At 67.8% G+C, this 17,844-nt stretch carries 13 protein-coding genes; 4 read left to right on the top strand and 9 right to left on the bottom strand.

Annotated features, from left to right (window positions below; genetic code table 11):
* Window positions 1-2: 2 nt before the first annotated feature.
* The 5 genes from ASC91_RS01030 to ASC91_RS01010 form a co-directional block, all read right to left on the bottom strand.
* Complete coding sequence (locus ASC91_RS01030; RefSeq protein WP_056191226.1) at window positions 3-1,556, bottom strand: alpha-N-arabinofuranosidase; 1,554 nt, start codon at window positions 1,554-1,556, stop codon at window positions 3-5.
* Window positions 1,557-1,591: 35 nt separating this feature from the next.
* Window positions 1,592-3,178, bottom strand: coding sequence for an aldehyde dehydrogenase (NADP(+)) (locus tag ASC91_RS01025; RefSeq protein WP_056191224.1), 1,587 nt, complete (start codon window positions 3,176-3,178; stop codon window positions 1,592-1,594).
* Between the two features lie 9 nt (window positions 3,179-3,187).
* Window positions 3,188-4,942 (bottom strand): IlvD/Edd family dehydratase, encoded by a 1,755-nt coding sequence (locus tag ASC91_RS01020; RefSeq protein ID WP_056191223.1) that lies wholly within the window; start codon window positions 4,940-4,942, stop codon window positions 3,188-3,190.
* Window positions 4,943-5,094: 152 nt separating this feature from the next.
* The gene (locus ASC91_RS01015) at window positions 5,095-6,048 is read right to left on the bottom strand and encodes a family 43 glycosylhydrolase (RefSeq protein ID WP_056191221.1); all 954 of its coding nucleotides are present in this window, start codon (window positions 6,046-6,048) and stop codon (window positions 5,095-5,097) included.
* 75 nt (window positions 6,049-6,123) lie between these two features.
* Window positions 6,124-8,766: a TonB-dependent receptor gene (locus ASC91_RS01010; RefSeq protein ID WP_056191219.1), complete on the bottom strand. Its 2,643-nt coding sequence runs from the start codon at window positions 8,764-8,766 to the stop codon at window positions 6,124-6,126.
* 248 nt (window positions 8,767-9,014) lie between these two features.
* On the opposite strand from ASC91_RS01010, the gene ASC91_RS01005 reads away from it, so the two are divergent.
* Entirely contained in the window at window positions 9,015-10,292 is a 1,278-nt protein-coding gene (locus ASC91_RS01005; RefSeq protein ID WP_056191217.1) for a peptide MFS transporter, read from the top strand.
* Between the two features lie 3 nt (window positions 10,293-10,295).
* Here the strand turns inward: ASC91_RS01005 and ASC91_RS01000 are convergent, their stop codons facing one another.
* Both ASC91_RS01000 and ASC91_RS00995 read right to left on the bottom strand, forming a co-directional pair.
* Window positions 10,296-11,519, bottom strand: coding sequence for an AGE family epimerase/isomerase (locus ASC91_RS01000; RefSeq protein ID WP_235531767.1), 1,224 nt, complete (start codon window positions 11,517-11,519; stop codon window positions 10,296-10,298).
* A gap of 1 nt (window position 11,520) precedes the next feature.
* Complete coding sequence (locus ASC91_RS00995) at window positions 11,521-11,754, bottom strand: DUF2805 domain-containing protein (protein ID WP_056191214.1); 234 nt, start codon at window positions 11,752-11,754, stop codon at window positions 11,521-11,523.
* A 178-nt stretch (window positions 11,755-11,932) separates the two neighbouring features.
* Here ASC91_RS00995 and ASC91_RS00990 point away from each other — a divergent pair, with 178 nt between their 5' ends.
* The gene (locus ASC91_RS00990; RefSeq protein ID WP_056191212.1) at window positions 11,933-12,688 is read left to right on the top strand and encodes a triacylglycerol lipase; all 756 of its coding nucleotides are present in this window, start codon (window positions 11,933-11,935) and stop codon (window positions 12,686-12,688) included.
* 300 nt (window positions 12,689-12,988) lie between these two features.
* On the opposite strand, the gene ASC91_RS00985 is transcribed toward ASC91_RS00990, so the two are convergent.
* Both ASC91_RS00985 and ASC91_RS00980 read right to left on the bottom strand, forming a co-directional pair.
* Window positions 12,989-14,251: an acyl-CoA dehydrogenase family protein gene (locus ASC91_RS00985; RefSeq protein ID WP_056191210.1), complete on the bottom strand. Its 1,263-nt coding sequence runs from the start codon at window positions 14,249-14,251 to the stop codon at window positions 12,989-12,991.
* A 115-nt stretch (window positions 14,252-14,366) separates the two neighbouring features.
* Window positions 14,367-16,355 (bottom strand): cation:proton antiporter, encoded by a 1,989-nt coding sequence (locus ASC91_RS00980; protein WP_056191208.1) that lies wholly within the window; start codon window positions 16,353-16,355, stop codon window positions 14,367-14,369.
* A 183-nt stretch (window positions 16,356-16,538) separates the two neighbouring features.
* Between ASC91_RS00980 and ASC91_RS00975 the strand changes: the two genes are divergently transcribed.
* A complete protein-coding gene (locus tag ASC91_RS00975; RefSeq protein ID WP_157280991.1) occupies window positions 16,539-17,150 on the top strand; it encodes a hypothetical protein in 612 nt (203 codons plus the stop codon).
* A 14-nt stretch (window positions 17,151-17,164) separates the two neighbouring features.
* Window positions 17,165-17,761: a hypothetical protein gene (locus ASC91_RS00970; RefSeq protein WP_056191205.1), complete on the top strand. Its 597-nt coding sequence runs from the start codon at window positions 17,165-17,167 to the stop codon at window positions 17,759-17,761.
* The last annotated feature ends 83 nt before the right edge of the window (window positions 17,762-17,844 follow it).

Genomic DNA, 17,844 nt, shown 5'->3' with positions numbered 1-17,844 from the left:
GCTCAGCCTTCGATGGCGACGACCAGGACGGACTTGGCAGGCAGCTTCAGCGTGAGCTTGCCGCCGACGGCCTGCGCCTCATAGGCCTGCGGCGTGACCAGCGGCGCCTTGCCCAGTTCGTTTTGCGCATCCATCGCGGCGGCGGTCAGCAGCTTGCCGCGCGCGGCCTTGGCTGCACCGGCGCCGACCTGCACGCTCAGCTCGGCGGGCTGGTTGGGGTTGGCGTTGACCAGGCCGACGTAGAGCTTGCCGTCCTTGGCCCGCGCGGCCGTCACGCTCAGGCCCGGCATCTCGGCCGCGCCGACCTTGTAGACCGGGTTGTTCTCGATCTTGGCGGGCAGCGAGGTCGCGTCCTGGAAGGGCGTGTACAGCGCGAAGGCGTGGTAGGTCGGCGTCAGGACCAGCTTGTCCTTGGTCGTCTGGATCATGGCCTGCAGCACGTTGACCATCTGCGCGATATTGGTCATCTGCACGCGGTCGGCATGGGCGTGGAAGACGTTGAAGTGCAGGGCCGCGAGCAGCGCGTCGCGCAGCGTGTTGCGCTGGACCAGGAAGCCGGGGTTGGTGCCGGGGTCCGCGTCATACCAGCTGCCCCACTCGTCGAAGTAGAAGCCGATCTTCTTGCTGGGGTCGTTCTTGTCGAGGACGGCCGAGTTCTTGGCGATCATCTGCTCGATCTGCTGGACGTTGCCCAGCGTCGAGATCCATTCGCTCTCGGGGAAGCCGATGGCCGCGCCCTTCTTTTCCCAGTTGCCGGTGGGCAGGGTGTAGGCGTGGTGGGAGATCGCGTTGACGCCCGGCACGCCCTTGCTGAGCACGTCGGTCCACTCGGTCTGCATGCCGTTGCCGCCGCTGGCGATGATGATGGGCCGGTTGTGGCCGGGCGCCCTCAGGAAGGAGGCGACCTGGCGGAACTGGTCGGCGTAGTACTCGGGGCGCATGTTGCCGCCGCAGCCCCAGGTCTCGTTGCCGACGGCGAAGTAATGCACGCGGAAGGGCTTGTCGCGGCCGTTCTTGCGGCGCAGCTCGGCCAGTGAGGACTTGCCCTCGGCCGTCATGTACTCCAGCCATTCGGACATTTCCTGCGCGCTGCCGGTGCCCAGGTTGCCGTTGACGTAGGCCTCGGCGCCGATCTGCTCGACCAGGTCGAAGAACTCGTGCGTGCCAACCGCGTTGTCCTCGGGCACACCGCCCCAGTTGCTGTTGACCTTGACCGGGCGTTGCTTGCGCGGGCCGATGCCTTCGCGCCAGTGGTATTCGTCGGCGAAGCAGCCGCCGGGCCAGCGCACCAGCGGCACCTTGAGCTCCTTGAGCGCCGCGACGACGTCCTTGCGCCAGCCGCGCACATTGGGGATCTTGGAGTCGGGACCGACCCACATGCCCTCGTAAATGCCGGTGCCCAGGTGCTCGGCGAACTGACCGTAGATGTTGCGGTGGATGACGGGGCCGGGCTGGTCGGGGCTGACCACCAGCTTGATGTCGGCGGCCAGGGCGCTGGCGCCCAGGGCCAGGGTCGCCCCCAGCGCGACCACCTTGGCGAGCAGTTGCTTCTTCATCGTCTTGTCTCCTGTCGTTTGTCTTGTGTTGATCTTCAGTTGCGCGTCAGCGCGCCGTCGCGGCGGCGCCAGAGGCCACGCTCGTTCGGTTCGCGCAGCACCGGCGGCAGCAGCGCGCGCGGCATGTTCTGGTAGCAGACCGGGCGCAGGAAGCGCTGGATGGCGGCCGTGCCGACCGAGCTGCTGCGGCCGTCGCTGGTCGCCGGGAAGGGGCCGCCATGGACCATGGCCGTCGACACCTCGACGCCCGTCGGGTAGCCATTGGCCAGGATGCGGCCGACCTTGCGCTCCAGCGCCGGCAGCAGGCGGCGGGCGGCGGCGAGGTCGGCCTCGTCGTCGTCCTGCAGCTGCAGCGTCGCGGTCAGCTGGCCTTCCAGGCTCTCGATGACGGCGAGCAGTTCGTCCAGGTCCGAGCAGGCCACCAGCAGCGAGGCGGGGCCGAAGATCTCGGACTGCATCGCGTGGTTGGCCAGGAAGGCCGCGCCGGTCGTCTTGAACAGGCTGGGCGCACCCTTGCAGGCACTCGATTCACCGCGCAGCAACGTGTCCACGGCAGGCTGGCCGGCAAGCTGGTCCTCGCCGCGCTGGTAGGCGCCGGCGATGCCGGGAGTCAGCATGGTGGCGGCCGGCATGGGCTTGAGGGCCTCGGCAGCGGCGCTGGCGAAGCGGTCGAAGTCCGCGCTGGCCAGGCCCAGCACCAGGCCAGGGTTGGTGCAGAACTGGCCGACGCCCATCGTCAGCGAACCCGCAAAGCCGGTCGCGATCTCGGCGCCGCGCGCGGCTAGCGCGCCAGGCAGCAGGACGACGGGGTTGATGCTGCTCATCTCGGCGTAGACCGGGATGGGCTGGGGCCGCGAAGCCGCCGCGGCCATCAGCGCGATGCCACCGCTGCGCGAGCCGGTGAAGCCGACAGCCTGGATAGCCGGGTGGCGCACCAGCGTGTCGCCGATGCCGTGGCCGCTGCCGGTCAGCAGCGCGAAGACGCCGGCGGGCAGGTTGGACAGCTTGACCGCCTCGACGACCGCGCGGCCGACCAGCTCGGACGTGCCCGGGTGGGCCGAGTGCGCCTTGACGACGACCGGGCAGCCGGCGGCCAGGGCCGCGGCGGTGTCGCCACCGGCGACCGAGAAGGCCAGCGGGAAGTTGCTGGCGCCGAATACGGCCACCGGGCCGACGCCGACGAAGCGCAGGCGCAGGTCCGGCCGCGGCGGTGTGCGGGTGGGCAGCGCCGTGTCGATGCGGGCGTCCTGCCAGCTGCCTTCGCGCAGCAGCTCGGCGAACAGCTTGAGCTGGTTCATCGTGCGGCCACGCTCGCCTTCCAGGCGGGCACGCGGCAGGCCGGTCTCGGCCATGGCGCGCACGATCAGGTCGTCGCCCAGCGCCAGGATCTGCGCGGCGATCTGCTCCAGGAAATCGGCACGCTCCTGATCCGTCGTCGCGCGGTAGGCGTCGAAGGCGGCGCCGGCGAGCGCGCAGGCTTCGGACACCTGCGCGGCATCGACGGCGTTGAAGTCAGGGCCGATGGCTTCGTTCTTGCTGGGGTCGAAAGCCTGGAAGGGCTTGCCCGCGCCGCGCACCGGCTGGCCGCCGATCAGCGCCAGGCCTTGGAGGGTGTTGCTCATGAGGAGTCCTTAATGGGAATGGCGCGGCACGGCCGAGCCGCGCTTGCCGAGCAGGAAGTCGAAGTCGCAGCCTTCGTCGGCCTGCAGCACGTGCTGCACATAGAGGCTGCGGTAGCCACTGGCGTCCTGGGGGTCGACGGTTTGTGCCGCGGCCCAAGCAGCCAGGCGCTCGGCCAGTTCGGCCTCGGGCACGTCCAGGTGCAGGCGGCCGCCAGCGCAGTCCAGCTCGATGAAATCGCCTTCCTTGACGACGGCCAGCGGCCCACCGGCGCGCGCTTCGGGCGCGACGTGCAGCACGACGGTGCCGTAGGCGGTGCCGCTCATGCGCGCGTCGGAGATGCGCACCATGTCCTTCACGCCGGCGGCCAGCAGCTTGGGCGGCAGACCCATGTTGCCAACCTCGGCCATGCCGGGGTAGCCCTTGGGGCCGCAGTTCTTCATGACGAGGATGGAACTGGCGTCGACGTCCAAGTCGGGATCGACGATGCGCGCCTTGTAGTCCTCGAAGTTCTCGAACACGACGGCACGGCCGCGGTGCTTCATCAGCTCGGGCGTGGCGGCCGAGGGCTTGAGCACGGCACCGCGCGGCGCCAGGTTGCCGCGCAGGATGCAGATGCCACCATCGGCGATCAGCGGGTTGTCGAGCTGGCGGATGACTTCGTCGTCGTAGATGGGCGCGTCGACGCAGTTGGTCCACAGGCTCTTGCCGTTGACGGTCAACGCGTCCTTGTTCGGCAGCAGGCCGCCCTCGCCCAGGCGGCGGATGACGGCGGGCAGGCCGCCAGCGTAATAGAACTCTTCCATCAGGAAGCGGCCCGAAGGCAGCAGGTCCACGACAGTGGGCGTGCCGCGGCCGACGCGGGTCCAGTCTTCCAGCTCCAGGTCCACGCCGATGCGCCCGGCGATGGCTTTCAGGTGGATGACGGCGTTGGTCGAGCCGCCGATGGCGGCGTTGACGCGGATGGCGTTCTCGAACGCCTCTTTCGTCAGCACCTTGGACAGCGTCAGCTGCTCCCACACCATCTCGACGATGCGCATGCCCGACAGATGGGCCAGTACATAGCGGCGGGCATCGACGGCGGGAATCGCGGCGTTGTGCGGCAGGGACGTGCCCAGCGCCTCGGCCATGCAGGCCATCGTCGAGGCCGTGCCCATGGTGTTGCAGGTGCCGGCCGAACGCGAGTGACCGGCCTCGGCAGCCATGAAGTCGTGCATGCTGAGTTCACCGGCCTTGACCTGCTCGTGCAACTGCCACACGGCCGTGCCCGAGCCGATGTTCTTGCCCTTGAGCTTGCCGTTGAGCATGGGGCCGCCGGTGACGACGATGGCCGGCACGTCGACGCTGGCCGCGCCCATCAGCAGGGCGGGCGTGGTCTTGTCGCAGCCCACCAGCAGCACGACGGCGTCCATCGGGTTGCCGCGGATGCTTTCTTCGACGTCCATGCTGGCGAGGTTGCGCGTCAGCATGGCGGTCGGGCGCAGATTGCTCTCGCCGTTGGAGAACACCGGGAACTCGACCGGGAAGCCGCCCGCCTCCAGGATGCCGCGCTTGACGTGCTCGGCCAGCTTGCGGAAGTGGGCGTTGCAGGGGGTCAGCTCGCTCCAGGTGTTGCAGATGCCGATGATGGGCTTGCCCTGGAATTCATGGTCGGGGATGCCCTGGTTCTTCATCCAGGAGCGGTACATGAAACCGTTCTTGTCCTGGGTGCCGAACCACTCGGCGGAGCGTAGCTTGACCTTGCTCTTCTTGTCGTCAGTCGTCATGTGTTGTCTCGATGTCATTCCCGGCACGCAGGTTTGCCGCTTCACTGGGCTGGCTGCGCCATTCAGACGCAGGCAGCCCGTCAAACGATGCTAGGGGCCGAGGGATACGCGATCCAATCAAATTCCTCGACGTATCGATATCGAAACCGGCATCAATCAAGCCGGGAAGGCTTGCCAAACAGCGGCATGCCGTCGGCCGACCACCGCAACGGCTTCACGAAGCTGTGGCGGTCGGGGTTCCACAACGGGTCGCCGACGATCTCGGTGTAGGTGCGGGCGTGATAGACCAGCAGCACCTCGTCGCGGTCGTCGCCAGCCGTGAAGCTGTTGTGACCGGGGCCGAAGACGCTGTCCTCGGCGCAACTGCGCATGACCGGCTGGACGGACTTGCGCCAGCTTGCCGGGTCCAGCAGGTTGGCGTTTTCATCCGCCCAAAGCAGGCCCATGGCGTAGTTCTCGTCGGTGGCGCTGGCTGAGTAGCTGATGAAGACGCGGCCGTTTCTCCGCAGCACCGAGGGCCCTTCGTTGACGAGGAAGCCGCGGCACTCCCAGGCGTACTCGGGCCGGCTCAGCAGCACCGGCGCGCCACCCAGTTGCCAGGGCGTTTTCATCGGTGCGAGGTAGAGGTTGGAGTTGCCGGGGATGGCCGGGTCCTTCTGCGCCCACAGGTAATAGAGCTGGCCGCGGTGCGTGAAGGTGGTCGCGTCCAGGCAGAAGCTGTCCATGCCGGAGTCGACCTGGCCGAGGAACTCCCAGGGGCCGCCCAGTGGGTCCTGGGCGATGTTCCTGATCGCATACATGCGGTGCTGAAACATGCCCAGGCCATCCAGCGCGCGGGTTGGCGCGGCCGCGAAGTAGACATACCAGGCGCCGTCGTTGAAATGCAGTTCGGGCGCCCAGACCAGCTCGGAATACGGCCCCGTGTCGGGCTTGTGCCAGACGTCGAAAACCGGCGCATCCACCAGGCCCTCGATGGTGAGGGCGCGGCGGATCTCGATGCGGTCGTACTGCGGCACCGAGGCGGTGAAGTAGTAGAAGCCGTCAGCGTGGCGGCTGATGTGGGGATCGGCGCGCTGGCGGATCAGCGGTTCAAGCAGGTCAGACATGGGTACGGCGGCATAAAAAGGGGCGTTACCGGCGAGGCGCCTGCAACGCCCTGGACGAGCCGAGGGTCGTCGGGGTCAAAGCTTCCAGCGCACCGACACCCCCACCGTGCGGTCGTAGTAGCGCACGTCGCGCACCAGCGACGGGGTCTGGTCGAAGTAGTCGTGATAGGACTGGTTGAGCAGGTTGGTCACGTCCACCGACATCGTCAGCTGCTTGTTGAAGCTGTAGCCGAACGAGGCGTCCAGCGTGCGCAGCGGCGCCACCCACAACTCACGGCCCGTCGTGCGGTAAGGCTTCTCGGCCAGGAACTTGCTGCGCCAGTTGTAGGCCAGGCGGGCGTAAATGTCACCGTACTCGTACAAGCCGACCAGGTTGTAGGCCGACTTGGACTGGCCGAGGAAGGGGCCGGTCACGCCGTTCGGGTCGGTCTGCTTGCCGGTCATGAAGGTGTAGTTGGCCTCCAGGCCGAAGCCGCCAAGCCAGCCGGGCAGGAAGTCGTAGAACTGGCGGTAGCTCAGCTCGTAGCCGTGCAGATTGGCCTTGTTGATGTTGATCGGCTGCGTGATGCGGTAAGGCACGCCACCGATCGTCGTCTCGACCGTCTGCGAGTACACGCGGTTCTTGAACTTGTGCTCGAAAGCCGTGGCCGTCACCGAGCCGGTGCGGGCGAAGTAGTACTCCAGCGCCGCGTCCACATTGGTGGACTCGGTCGGTTTGAGCTGCGGGTTGCCGCCGTTGGCCGTGCCGTAGGTGACGCCGCCGCCCGGGGGCGTGAAAGTGATGCCGGGGTTGTAGTCGACGAAGTTCGGGCGCTCGATGGCCTTGCCGGTCACCAGGCGGGCGATCAGCTTGGACGTCAGCTCGGCCTTCAGCGACAGCGTCGGCAGCGCGTCGGTGCGCGAGGTGTCGATGTTGACCGGCGTGATGACGCCGGTGCTGGCATTGCGGGAGTTGCCCATCAGCTTCTGCTCGGTGCGCACGACACGCAGGCCGAACACGCCGGTCACCGGCACACCGCCGGCGTTGAAGCCGAACTTGGTGCGGCCGTAGATCGCCTGGGTCGTCTCGCTGTCGTCGAACAGCGTCATCGGGTCATAGGCCGTCAGCGCGCCGTTGCCGTTGGTCAGCAGCTTGCGGAAGGCTTCGCCGTTGTTCAGCAGCCAGTCGCGGTCGGCATAGACGTATTGCTTGACGCCGTAGTCGCCCCAGGTGGGCGGCGACACCGAGAACATGTCCGCCAGCGCGGCATCGGCCGTCGACTTGCCCACGGCCGAGAAGCTGGTCGTCCAGGGCATGGTGGTGCCGATGGACATGGCCGTGCGCTTGGCCAGGCGCGCGCCGCCGCTGACCTCGCGGAAGAAGCCGTCGCCGATGTCATAGGTCGCGTCGCCGCGCCAGTCGGTGTTGTGGCCGTCGCGCTCGCCGCGCACATCCACGCCGCCGTTGATGCGGAAGTTGGCCTTGCTGGTCAAGTCCAGGTTGGGGTAGTTGATGTAGCCGCCGCCGTCCTGCACCTTGGCCACCGTGCTGGTGGGCGAGTAGCCGGTGTCCAGGATGCGGTTGACCCAGTCGATCTGGCTGTTGGTGCGGGCCAGCTCGGTGGACAGGCGCAGGCGGTCGGTCACGTCCCAGTGGCCGCCCAGGGCCACCTGGGCATTGCTGACCGTGTCGTGCTTGGCCTGCGTGGAAGTGAAGCCCCAACCGTTGTAGTTGGTGTTGGTGACCGTGTCCATGAAGTTGGTGCCGGGCTTGACGGTCACCACCGAGGTCGGCTCGAAGACCGGCGCGCCGGCCACCAGGAAGGACTGCTGGAAGCGGTGGTTGATGCTGGTGCCGAAGCCTTCCAGATAGACCTCCTTGTCGGCGCTCGGCTTCCACTGCAGTGCGAAGTTGCCGGCCAGGCGCTTGCGGTCGCCGAGGTCCAGCACACGGCCGACGGCGTCGGAGCCGACGATGCTGCGGCCGGCGTTCGTGAAGGTCAGCGGGTCGCCGACCCATGCGCGCTCATCGTGGTACTTGCCGCGCTGGTAGGACAGGCCGAACAGGGCGCCAACCTCGCCGAGGTCCGTCTTCCAGCGGTTGGAGGCCATGCCGCTCAGGTCGGGATTGTTGACGTCGGCCTTGTCGCGGTGCTCCATGCGGCCGTTGACGACGAACTGGGCGCCCTTGAAGTCGAAGGGGCGGTTGGTGCGCACGTCGATGACGCCGGCCGTGCCGCCTTCGGGCAGGCTGGCTTCCTGGGTCTTGTAGACGTCGATGCGCTTGAGCATCGTCGCCGGCACGTCGGCCAGATAGAGGCTGCGGCCCGAGTCCGAGAAGAACTCGCGGCCGTTCAGCAGCGTGACGATGCCGCCCAGGCCGCGCACGATGACCGTGCCGGCCTCGCCGTTGCCGCGCTGGATCTGCACGCCGGTGACGCGGCCGACCAGCTCGGCCACGTTCTTGTCGGGGAACTTGCCGATGTCCTCGGCGACGATGGAGTCGACGACCTGGTCGGAATTCTTCTTGATGGCCTGGGCCGTCTCGGCCGAGGCACGGGCGCCGGTGACGACGACGGTCTCCAGCTGCTGGTCGGCAGCGGCCGCAGCGGCCTGCTGCGCCAGCGCGCTGCCGGACAGGGCGGCCAGCGCGGCGGCGGCCGTCAGGCTCAGGGCAAAGCTCGGGAAATTCTGGAAATGGGCACGCGCATGCCGCGGCGCCAGGCCTTGTTGCTTCATCTTGTCTCCGGAAATCGTTATGGGTGCAGATCCAACCCTGGCAGCGTCGGCCTCTCGGGGGCCGGTGGCTCGGGTCTGAAATCATGCTAGGGGCCCGACCGATTCGCGACTAATCACATTTTTGGATTTATCGATGTCGGTTTTCGCATCGTTACCGCGGGTATTTACCAGCAAGGTTGCAATGGCCCTGACGGCCAGGTGAAGGCGCGCCCCTATTATCTAAAACCGCCGCTCCAAAGCCTTGATCCATGTCCGCCGCGGGTATTTCGCCAACCACTGCAAACCTCCGCCAACCGTTCGGCCTGTTTGTGCTCGCCGGTGCAGAAATGTGGGAGCGATTCAGTTTCTACGGCGTTCGCTCGCTGCTGGTGCTGTATCTGGTGGAGGCTTTGCAATATTCGCGGGCCGACGCGGTTTCGGTCGTCGGCATGTATACCGGCTCGGCGTTCTTCTGCGCCATCTTCGGCGGCTGGCTGGCGGACCGCCTCCTGGGCCAGCGTCCCGCGGTGCTGCTGGGCATGCTGCTGATGATGGCCGGCCATGTCGCACTCGGCGCGGGCCAGCCCGTCACCCTGGGCCTGGGTTTGCTGGCGGTGGGCACCGGCCTTTTCAAACCCACCACGACGGCCATGGTCGGTGCGCTATATCTGCCAGACGACGCGCGGCGCCAGGGTGGGTATACGGTGTTCTATATGGGCATCAATATCGGCGCGGCCCTGTCTGCGCTGATCGGTGGGTATCTGGCGCAGCGCCACGGCTGGGGTTATGGATTCATGTCTGCCGCGGCGGGCATGGCCGTCGGCGTCGTGGTTTTCATGGCCGGTTGGCGCTGGTTGCCGCCTGTGGCTGCGCCAGCGCCCGAGCCGGCACGCGCGGCCTGGACTGATGCGCAGGCGCGGCGCCGCATCCAGGTCATCTTGCTGATGTCGCTGGTGGCCATCTGCTTTTACATCGGCTACGAACAGGCGGCTGGCGCGATGACGCTGTTCGTGCGCGACCACGTCTCGCCGCAATTCCTCGGCATCGAGCTGACCGCCGCGCAGTTCCTGGCCGTGAACCCCCTGCTCGTCATCCTGCTGGCGCCGCTGTCAGCGCGCCTGCTTTCGCGGCTGGGCTGGCCGGAATTTCGCGTGCAGGGCCTGGGCATGATGGTGCTGGGCCTGAGCTTCGTGCTGCTGCAGGCGTTGCAGGGCCGCGCCGCGCAGGGCGAGGTCATTCCGGCCTGGATGATGGTCGGCGTCATCGGCGTGCAGACGCTGGCCGAGCTGCTGGTCGTGCCCATCGGGCTGGCCGTGGTGTCGCGGTATGCGCCAGCCGGCTGGGCGGCCACGTTGATGGGCGCCTGGATGCTGGCCAAGGCCACGGCCGGCCTGCTGGCCGGCCAGCTCTATGGCTGGCTGCTGCCGACGGGGCTGTCGCTCTACGGGGTGGTGACCGCCATCGGCATCGCCGGGGGCCTGCTGCTGATCTCGGCGTCCGGCGCACTGCGGCGATACGCCGGCATGGGCGACCTGCGCCCGGGCTGAGCGTCAGCTGGCGACCTTGAGCGCCGCCTGGTGCAGGCGCACCATGTGATAGGGATCGGGCTGCGCATCACGGCAGCCGCCGCTCTTGCAGGGCAGGGCATCGGCCGCGCGCCAGCCGCCATGCTCGGCGTCGATGAGCTGGGTCTTGATCAGCCCCTGCGTCTGCTCGTAGCGCCGCCACAGGTCGTTGCGGCCCGTGGCTTGGCCCGCGACGAGCAGGGCATGCAGGCATTCGGCCTGCTGCCACCAGCCCTTGTGCGCGTCGGCCTTGCCCCCGTCCGGGAAGGCTTTCAGGCCGCAGCCGCCGTCGATGTCGTCATAGCCGGTGGCCAGCGCATAGGCGAGCACCCGCTCGGCCACCTGGGCATAGATGGGCGACACCAGCGCGCCCTTCATCAGCAGATGGCTCCATTCGAACTGGTGGCCGATGTCGATATAGCCGCCGGCTTCCCGCGTCGGCAAGGGCTTCCAGCCCTCGTCGTACCACTCGGGGATGTGAGCGCTGCCCTCGGCCTGTCCTTGCAGCAGCTTGTAGGCGACGAAGTCGCCCAGGCGCCGGGCGCCGGCCTCGACGGTCTTGTCGCCGGTGGCATCGCGCAGAGCCAGCAGCGCCTCGAACATGTGCATGATCGGGTTCTGCGTGCGCGCGCCCGGAATGGGCTTGAAGTCACGCTCGCATTCGTTGTAGAGGCCACCGGCCGGCTCGAAGAAGTTGAGTTCGATCTCGCGCCAGGCCTGCAGGGCCGCATCGCGATAGCGCACATCGCCTCCAATGCGGTAGATCTCGGCCAGCGCCAGCAACGCAAAGGCATGGCCGTAGGCGCGCTTGATCGAGGCGCGCGGGATGCCGTCCGCTCCCACGGTGTGGAAGAAGCCGCCATGCACCGGGTCGCGGAAGCGCTGCAACAGATAGTCGGCGCCCCGCCGGGCCACCTTGAGATAACCCGCATCTGGGATGAACTCATGGCCAGCGGCGAAGGCGTAGACGAGGCGGGCCTGGCCGATCAGCTCGAGTTCCGGCTGGGGCTGGGGCTGCCAGGCGCGGTTGAAGGCCAGCTGGAAGCTGCCGTCGGGCCGCAGCGCATGACCATGCCAGTGCAGCAGCAGGGCCTCAAGATCGTCCCGGTGCCAGCCGGTATCGATGCGGTTGCGGATGCGCGCATCCGGGTCGCTGCAGGCGGCCAGGGCGGCGAGCAGCGCGAGGACAGACCGGCGGTCGAGCTTCACGTCAACGACCATGGGGCCAGGTGGCCCGCTTGGTCGGTCCCTTGCTCGACCTGCCGCGCGCGGTCCAGAGCTTGTAGGCCGCCGGCGTCAGCTCGCGCTTGAGCAGGGCCACCAGCTCGCCATGCCCGATGCCATGCATCAGCAACACCTTGGTGTAGGGCGGTGTGTCCTCGAACGCGGTGGCGATGACACGCTTGACTTCTTCTGGATTGAGCTTGGGTGCGGGCTTGGCCATGCCCGCATTCTGTCAGCCGAAGCACCGGGCTCACCCCGCCAATGCGGGGGTGGGGCCCTTCGCCCAAGCGGCCAGTGCCGTCCTACAGCGCCTGTGCCGTCGCGCTGGCACCACGCCTCGGTGCGGCACGCCAGCATCGGGGCCATTGACTGACCCATCGGCTCACGCCGCTACAGCCATGACCTCTTCCACTCCCGTCGTGACCCTGACACCCAAGCCCGTCGCCGCACCCAACCGGCGGCCCGCCCTGTCACTGCTGGCCTCCGAGCCGGCGCGCGCCACGCTGGAAGCCTGGGCCGCGTTGATGCAGTGGGGCAAGACGCCCAGCCAGGTCGGCGCCGGCCATACCGTGGTGCTGTTCCCGGGCCTGGGAACGGACGGCCTGACGCTGTGGCCGCTGCGCCGGCATCTGGAGCGCGCCGGCTTTCGGGCGCTGGACTGGGGGCAGGGCATGAACACCGGGCCCAAGGGCGACGTCGATGCCTGGCTGGAGACGTTGGCCGACAAGCTGCACGAGCGCGTGGCGCCGGCACGCGAGGTCAGCTTCGTGGGCTGGAGCCTGGGCGGCTTCTATGCGCGCGAGCTGGCCAAGCGCTGGCACGACCGCGTGCACCACGTCGTCACCATCGGCACGCCCTTCAATGGCAGCGTCGACGACACCAACGTGGGCTGGCTGTTCCGCCTGCTGAACGGGCGCGAGGCCCCCGCCGAGGCGGCGCTGCGCGAGCGCCTGGCGGAGCCGCCGCCGGTGCCGACGATCTCGCTGTACAGCCGCCGCGACGGTGTCGTCTCGTGGGAAGCCTGCACGCACGCGCGCCGCTGGCCGCTGGCGCGAGACATCGAGGTGCAGGCCAGCCATATGGGCATGGGCTGGGCGCCCGAGGTGCTGAACCACGTGACGGGCGTGCTGGGCTGCCGCCGCCAGACCACCTGAGTTTGCGGGCCGAGCGCCGGGCCTGCCATGGGCCAGAGGCCCATGGCCTTCCGTAGGCACAAGCAGTCCGCAGGGACTGCTTGTGTCCGACTCCAGTTCACCTAGCCGGCCCGCGCTGGCGATGTGCTCGCGGCTCGATGCCGCGAGCATCGCCGTGCCCTCGGGGCTGAGGCCGGACACATCGCGCCCAGTGGGCGGGATGTGCCTGCCGAAGAGCTGCGGCACCTGCCGCGGCGCGGTCTGCAAGACCGACCAGGGCGCCCGCGTTCAGCGAGGCGGACTTGGACGAGGGGCTAACGGTCAGCCGCCGCGCGTCACCGGCATCGAGACCCTGTCGGCCGGCAGCTTCATGTGGCTGGCCAGCTCCAGCTTGGCGAGCGAATTGCGGTGCACCTCGTCCGGGCCATCGGCCAGGCGCAGCGTGCGCTGGTGCGCCCACATCATGGCCAGCGGCGTGTCGTCGCTGACGCCCATGCCGCCGAACACCTGGATGGCCCAGTCGATGACCTGCAAGGCCATGTTGGGCGCGACGATCTTGATCATCGCGATCTCGGCCTTGGCGACCTTGTTGCCCACCGTGTCCATCATGTAGGCGGCTTTCAGCGTCAACAGGCGCGCCTGTTCGATCATGCAGCGCGACTCGGCGATGCGCTCCTGCGTGACGGTCTGCTGGGCAATCGTCTTGCCGAAGGCGGTGCGGGCGATGGCGCGTTCGCACAGCAACTGCAGGGCGCGCTCGGCGGCGCCGATGCTGCGCATGCAGTGGTGGATGCGGCCCGGGCCCAGGCGCCCCTGCGCGATCTCGAAGCCACGGCCCTCGCCGAGCAGGATGTTGCTGGCGGGCACGCGCACATTCTTCAGCTCGACTTCCATGTGGCCGTGGGGCGCGTCGTCATAGCCGAACACGGACAGTGGACGGACCACCGTGATGCCCGGCGCGTTCGCCGGCACGACGATCATGGACTGCTGCTCGTGGCGGCCGGCCTCGGCGTTGGTCTTGCCCATGACGATGTAGACGGCGCAGCGCGGGTCGCCAGCACCGGAGCTCCACCACTTGCGGCCGTTGATGACGTAGTCGTCACCATCGCGCTCGATGCGGCATTCGATGTTGGTGGCATCGCTCGAAGCCACGGCCGGCTCGGTCATCAGGAAGGCCGAGCGGATCTCGCCGCGCAGCAGCGGCTCCAGCCATTTGTCCTTCAGCCCCTCGGACGCATAGCGCTCCAGCGTCTCCATGTTGCCGGTGTCGGGTGCCGAGCAGTTGAAGACCTCGGGCGCCCAGAACACGCGACCCATGATCTCGCACATCGGTGCATATTCGAGGTTGGACAGGCCCTCGGGCGCGCGAGCGGACTTGGGCAGGAAGAGGTTCCACAAACCGGCCGCGCGGGCCTTGGGCTTGAGCTCCTCGATGACCTTCGTGGGCACCCAGGGATTGCCGGCGCGACGGTTGGCAGCCACCTCGTCGAGATAGCGCTTCTCGTTCGGATAGATGTGCTCGTCGAAGAAGGCAAGCAGGCGCTCACGCATCTGCGCGACCTTGGGGCTGTAGTCGAAGTTCATGGCGCGGCTTCTTTCGAGTGCGGGGTGCGCCAGTGTGGCCCAGCGACCCGCGGGCGCTTGTCACTCAGGTGGCAGAGCCTGGCAATGGCGCGGCAATGGGTCGCGTTGCCAGGCCCTAGCCCAGCAGCTTCTCTTCGGCCAGCGCCAAGGCCTCCGGCTTGCCGCTGATGACCAGGGTGTCACCACTGGCCAGCGTCGCGCCGTCAGCAAGCAGGCCTTTGCCGTTGGCGCGTCGAAGTGACACCACGGCGACACCCAGGGCGTGCAGGGCCAGGTCGTCCAGCAACTTGCCGGCATGCAGGCTGGCGGTGGGCAGCGTCACCGACGCCAGGCGGGCCTGGTCGAGCTCGTCGGCGGTGTCGTCGTCGGCGCCGTGGAAATAGCCGCGCAACAGGCCATAGCGCTTGTCGCGCGCATCGCGCGTGATGCGGATGACGCGGCGCATCGGCACCCCCACCAATGCCAGCGCATGCGAGGCCAGCATCAGCGAGCCCTCGATGGCCTCGGGCACGACCTCGGTGGCGCCGGCGGTCTTGAGCCGCTCGAGGTCGGTGTCATCGATGGTGCGCACGACGACCGGCACCCTGGGCGCATGGGCTCGCACGAGGTCGAGGATCTTCAGTGCCGACGGCGTGTCGTGGTAGCTGACGACGACGGCGCTGGCCCGCGCCAGGCCCGCGGCCATCAGGCTCTGCACCTTGGCCGCGTCACCGAAGACAACGCTCTGGCCCGCCGCTGCGGCCTGGCGCACGCGGTCCGGGTCGAGGTCCAGGGCCATATAGGGAATGTGTTCTCCCTCCAGCAGCCGCGCCAGGTTCTGGCCCGAGCGGCCGTAGCCGCAAATGATGACGTGCGCCTCGGACTGGATGGACTTCTTGGCGATCATCGTCAGCTGCACCGACTGCATCAGCCAGTCGCTGCTGGACAGCTTCATGACGATGCGGTTGCTGTACATGACGAGGATGGGCGTACCCAGCATGGACAGCACCATGCTGGCCAGCACCGGGCTGACCCATTGCTGCGCCACCAGGCCGTGCTGCGTTCCAAGCGTCAGCAGCACGAAGCCGAATTCGCCGGCCTGGGCGAGGTACAGGCCCGTGCGCAGCGCAACGCCCGGCGGTGACTTGAACAGGCGGGCCAGGCCGGCGATCAGCGCGAACTTGGCCGCCACCGGCGCCAGGGTGAGCAGGATGACCAGCCACCAGGTGTCCACCAGCGGCCGCCAGTCCAGCTTCATGCCGATGGTGATGAAGAACAGGCCCAGCAGCACGTCGTGGAAGGGCCGGATGTCGGTCTCCACCTGGTGGCGGTACTCGGTCTCCGAGATCAGCATGCCGGCCACAAATGCGCCCAGGGCCAGGCTGAGTCCGAAATGCTCGGTCAGCCAGGCCAGGCCGAGCGTGACCAGCAGCAGGTTGAGCATGAAGAGCTCGTCGCTCTTGCGCCGCGCCACCAGCGTCAGCCACCAGCGCATCACCTTCTGGCCGCCGTAGAGCAGCAGGGTCAGCAGGGCCGCGGCCTTCAGCCCGGCCCAGGCCAGCGCGCTCATCATCTCGCTGCCGGTGCTGTTCAGCGCCGGGATCAGCACCAGCAGCGGCACGACGGCCAGATCCTGGAACAGCAGTACGCCCATGACGAGCTTGCCGTGCGGACTCTCCAGCTCCAGCCGCTCGGCCATCAGCTTGACGATGATGGCCGTCGAGCTCATGGCCATCGCCGAGCCGAGCACCAGGGCCCCCTGCCAACCCATCTGCCAGGCGCTGCCCAGCATCGCGAAGCCGGCGATCAGCAGCGCATTGCCGAGCATGGCGCCGGCAATGGTCAGCGCCACCTGCGCCATGCCGATGCCGAAGACGGCCGTCCTCAGCGCGCGCAGCTTGGGCAGGTTGAATTCCAGCCCGATGGCGAACATCAGGAAGACGACGCCGAACTCGGCCAGGTACTGGATGCTGGCGGAATCGTGGGCAAAAGCCAGGGCGTTCGGCCCGATCAATACGCCGACGGCCAGATAGCCCAGCATGGGCGGCAGTTTCAGCAGGCGGCAGACGACCACCCCCAGCACGGCGGCCACGAGATAGAGCAGGGCGAGGTCGAGGGAGGTCACCCGCGGATGGTATTCGTCACCTTCGCTCGCTGACTGGGGATAGTTCGGACCGGCAACGGCGCGGTACGTCCCTATAGTTCGCGCCGCCCAGGTCGCCGCGGGCTCACACCCCGGCAAAGACGACCCGGCGACACCGGTTCGCGCCGTCGAAGAGCGGCGCGTGTGATGCAACAGGGAGATCTCATGTTTACGTTGAAGGAATGGGCGCGGCGAGCTGCGCTCGGCACGCTGCTGGCCGCCACGGCCTTGTTGGGAGGCTGCGCCAGCGCCTATCTGGACGGCAGCACCAAGGAAATTGCAGCGGCGCAGTTCAAGAAGCCGCCGGCTCCAGCGCCGGTGCAGGTGCTGTTCGACTTCCAAACCAAGGGGGTGGCCAACGCGCAGGCCACGGCCATGCTGCGTGATCGCGTCTCTGCTCAGGTGAAGGCCAGCGGCATGTTCAGTGAAGTGGGCAGTGCCGCCGTGCCCAATGGAGCCGTCCTCAGCATCACGCTGAACAACGTGCCGCTGACCGACAACGCCTTCTCCAAGGGATTCGTGACCGGACTGACCTTCGGCCTCGCCGGCTCGCAAGTGTCGGACGGCTACATCTGCACGGCCACCTACCGGGCGTCGGGCGACGCCGCACCCGTCGTCAAGCAGGCACGTCACGCCATCCACACGACCATGGGCGCAGCTGCGACACCGGGCAATGCCACCAAGATGCCCAACCTTCAGGAAGCAGCGTTCCAGATGACCAACCAGGTTGTCAGCAACGTGCTGAACGACATTTCCCAAGACCCCAGCTTCAAGTGAAGGACGACCGAACCATGATCCATGCCTTGCTCTCCTCCCGGGCCACCGCGCAGCGCCTGGCCCTGGTCGTCTTGCTGGCCGCGCTGACGGGCTGCGCGTCCGTGAAAATGCCCGCCCCGGCGCCCAGCGCCGCTAACGCCGAAAAGCTGCGCGCCACCAAGCTCGTGCCCGCCCAGGTCGGCAGCTTCAAGCTCGCCGCCGGCAAACCGGCCGAGATGGACACCACACTGGGCGGCCTGCGTGGCTCGTCGCTCAGCCCGGCAGGCGGCAGCTTCGCGGGCCAGTTGCGCGATGAGATCGCCGCTGAGCTGACGGCCGCAGGCCTGCTGGACTCGAAGTCCAAGATCGTCATCGAAGGCCAGTTGACCGACAGCATGGTCGATGCCGGCATGAGCACCGGCAAGGGACGGCTGGCCGCCAAGATCCAGATCAAGCGCGAAGGCAAGACGGTGTTCGACAAGGAAGTGATTGCCGAGTCCACCTGGGAATCGTCCTTCGTTGGCGCGATCGCCCTGCCGGCAGCCATCAACCAATACGGCGCGCTCTACAAGACCCTGGTCGGCAAACTGTTCGACGACGCCGACTTCAAGCGCGCACTGGCCTCGCAGTAGGCGCCTGAGATTGCTGCCCCCAAACCGGCTGCGGCCGGTTTTCCTCTTCCTGAAGCGGGCCGAGAGTGGCAGTGGACAGCATC

It is taken from the genome of Pelomonas sp. Root1237 (assembly GCF_001425055.1).
Taxonomy (GTDB): domain Bacteria; phylum Pseudomonadota; class Gammaproteobacteria; order Burkholderiales; family Burkholderiaceae_C; genus Pelomonas.
The sequence above is the reverse complement of the archived record's forward strand: the minus strand, read 5'-3'. Positions and strand labels throughout refer to the sequence as shown.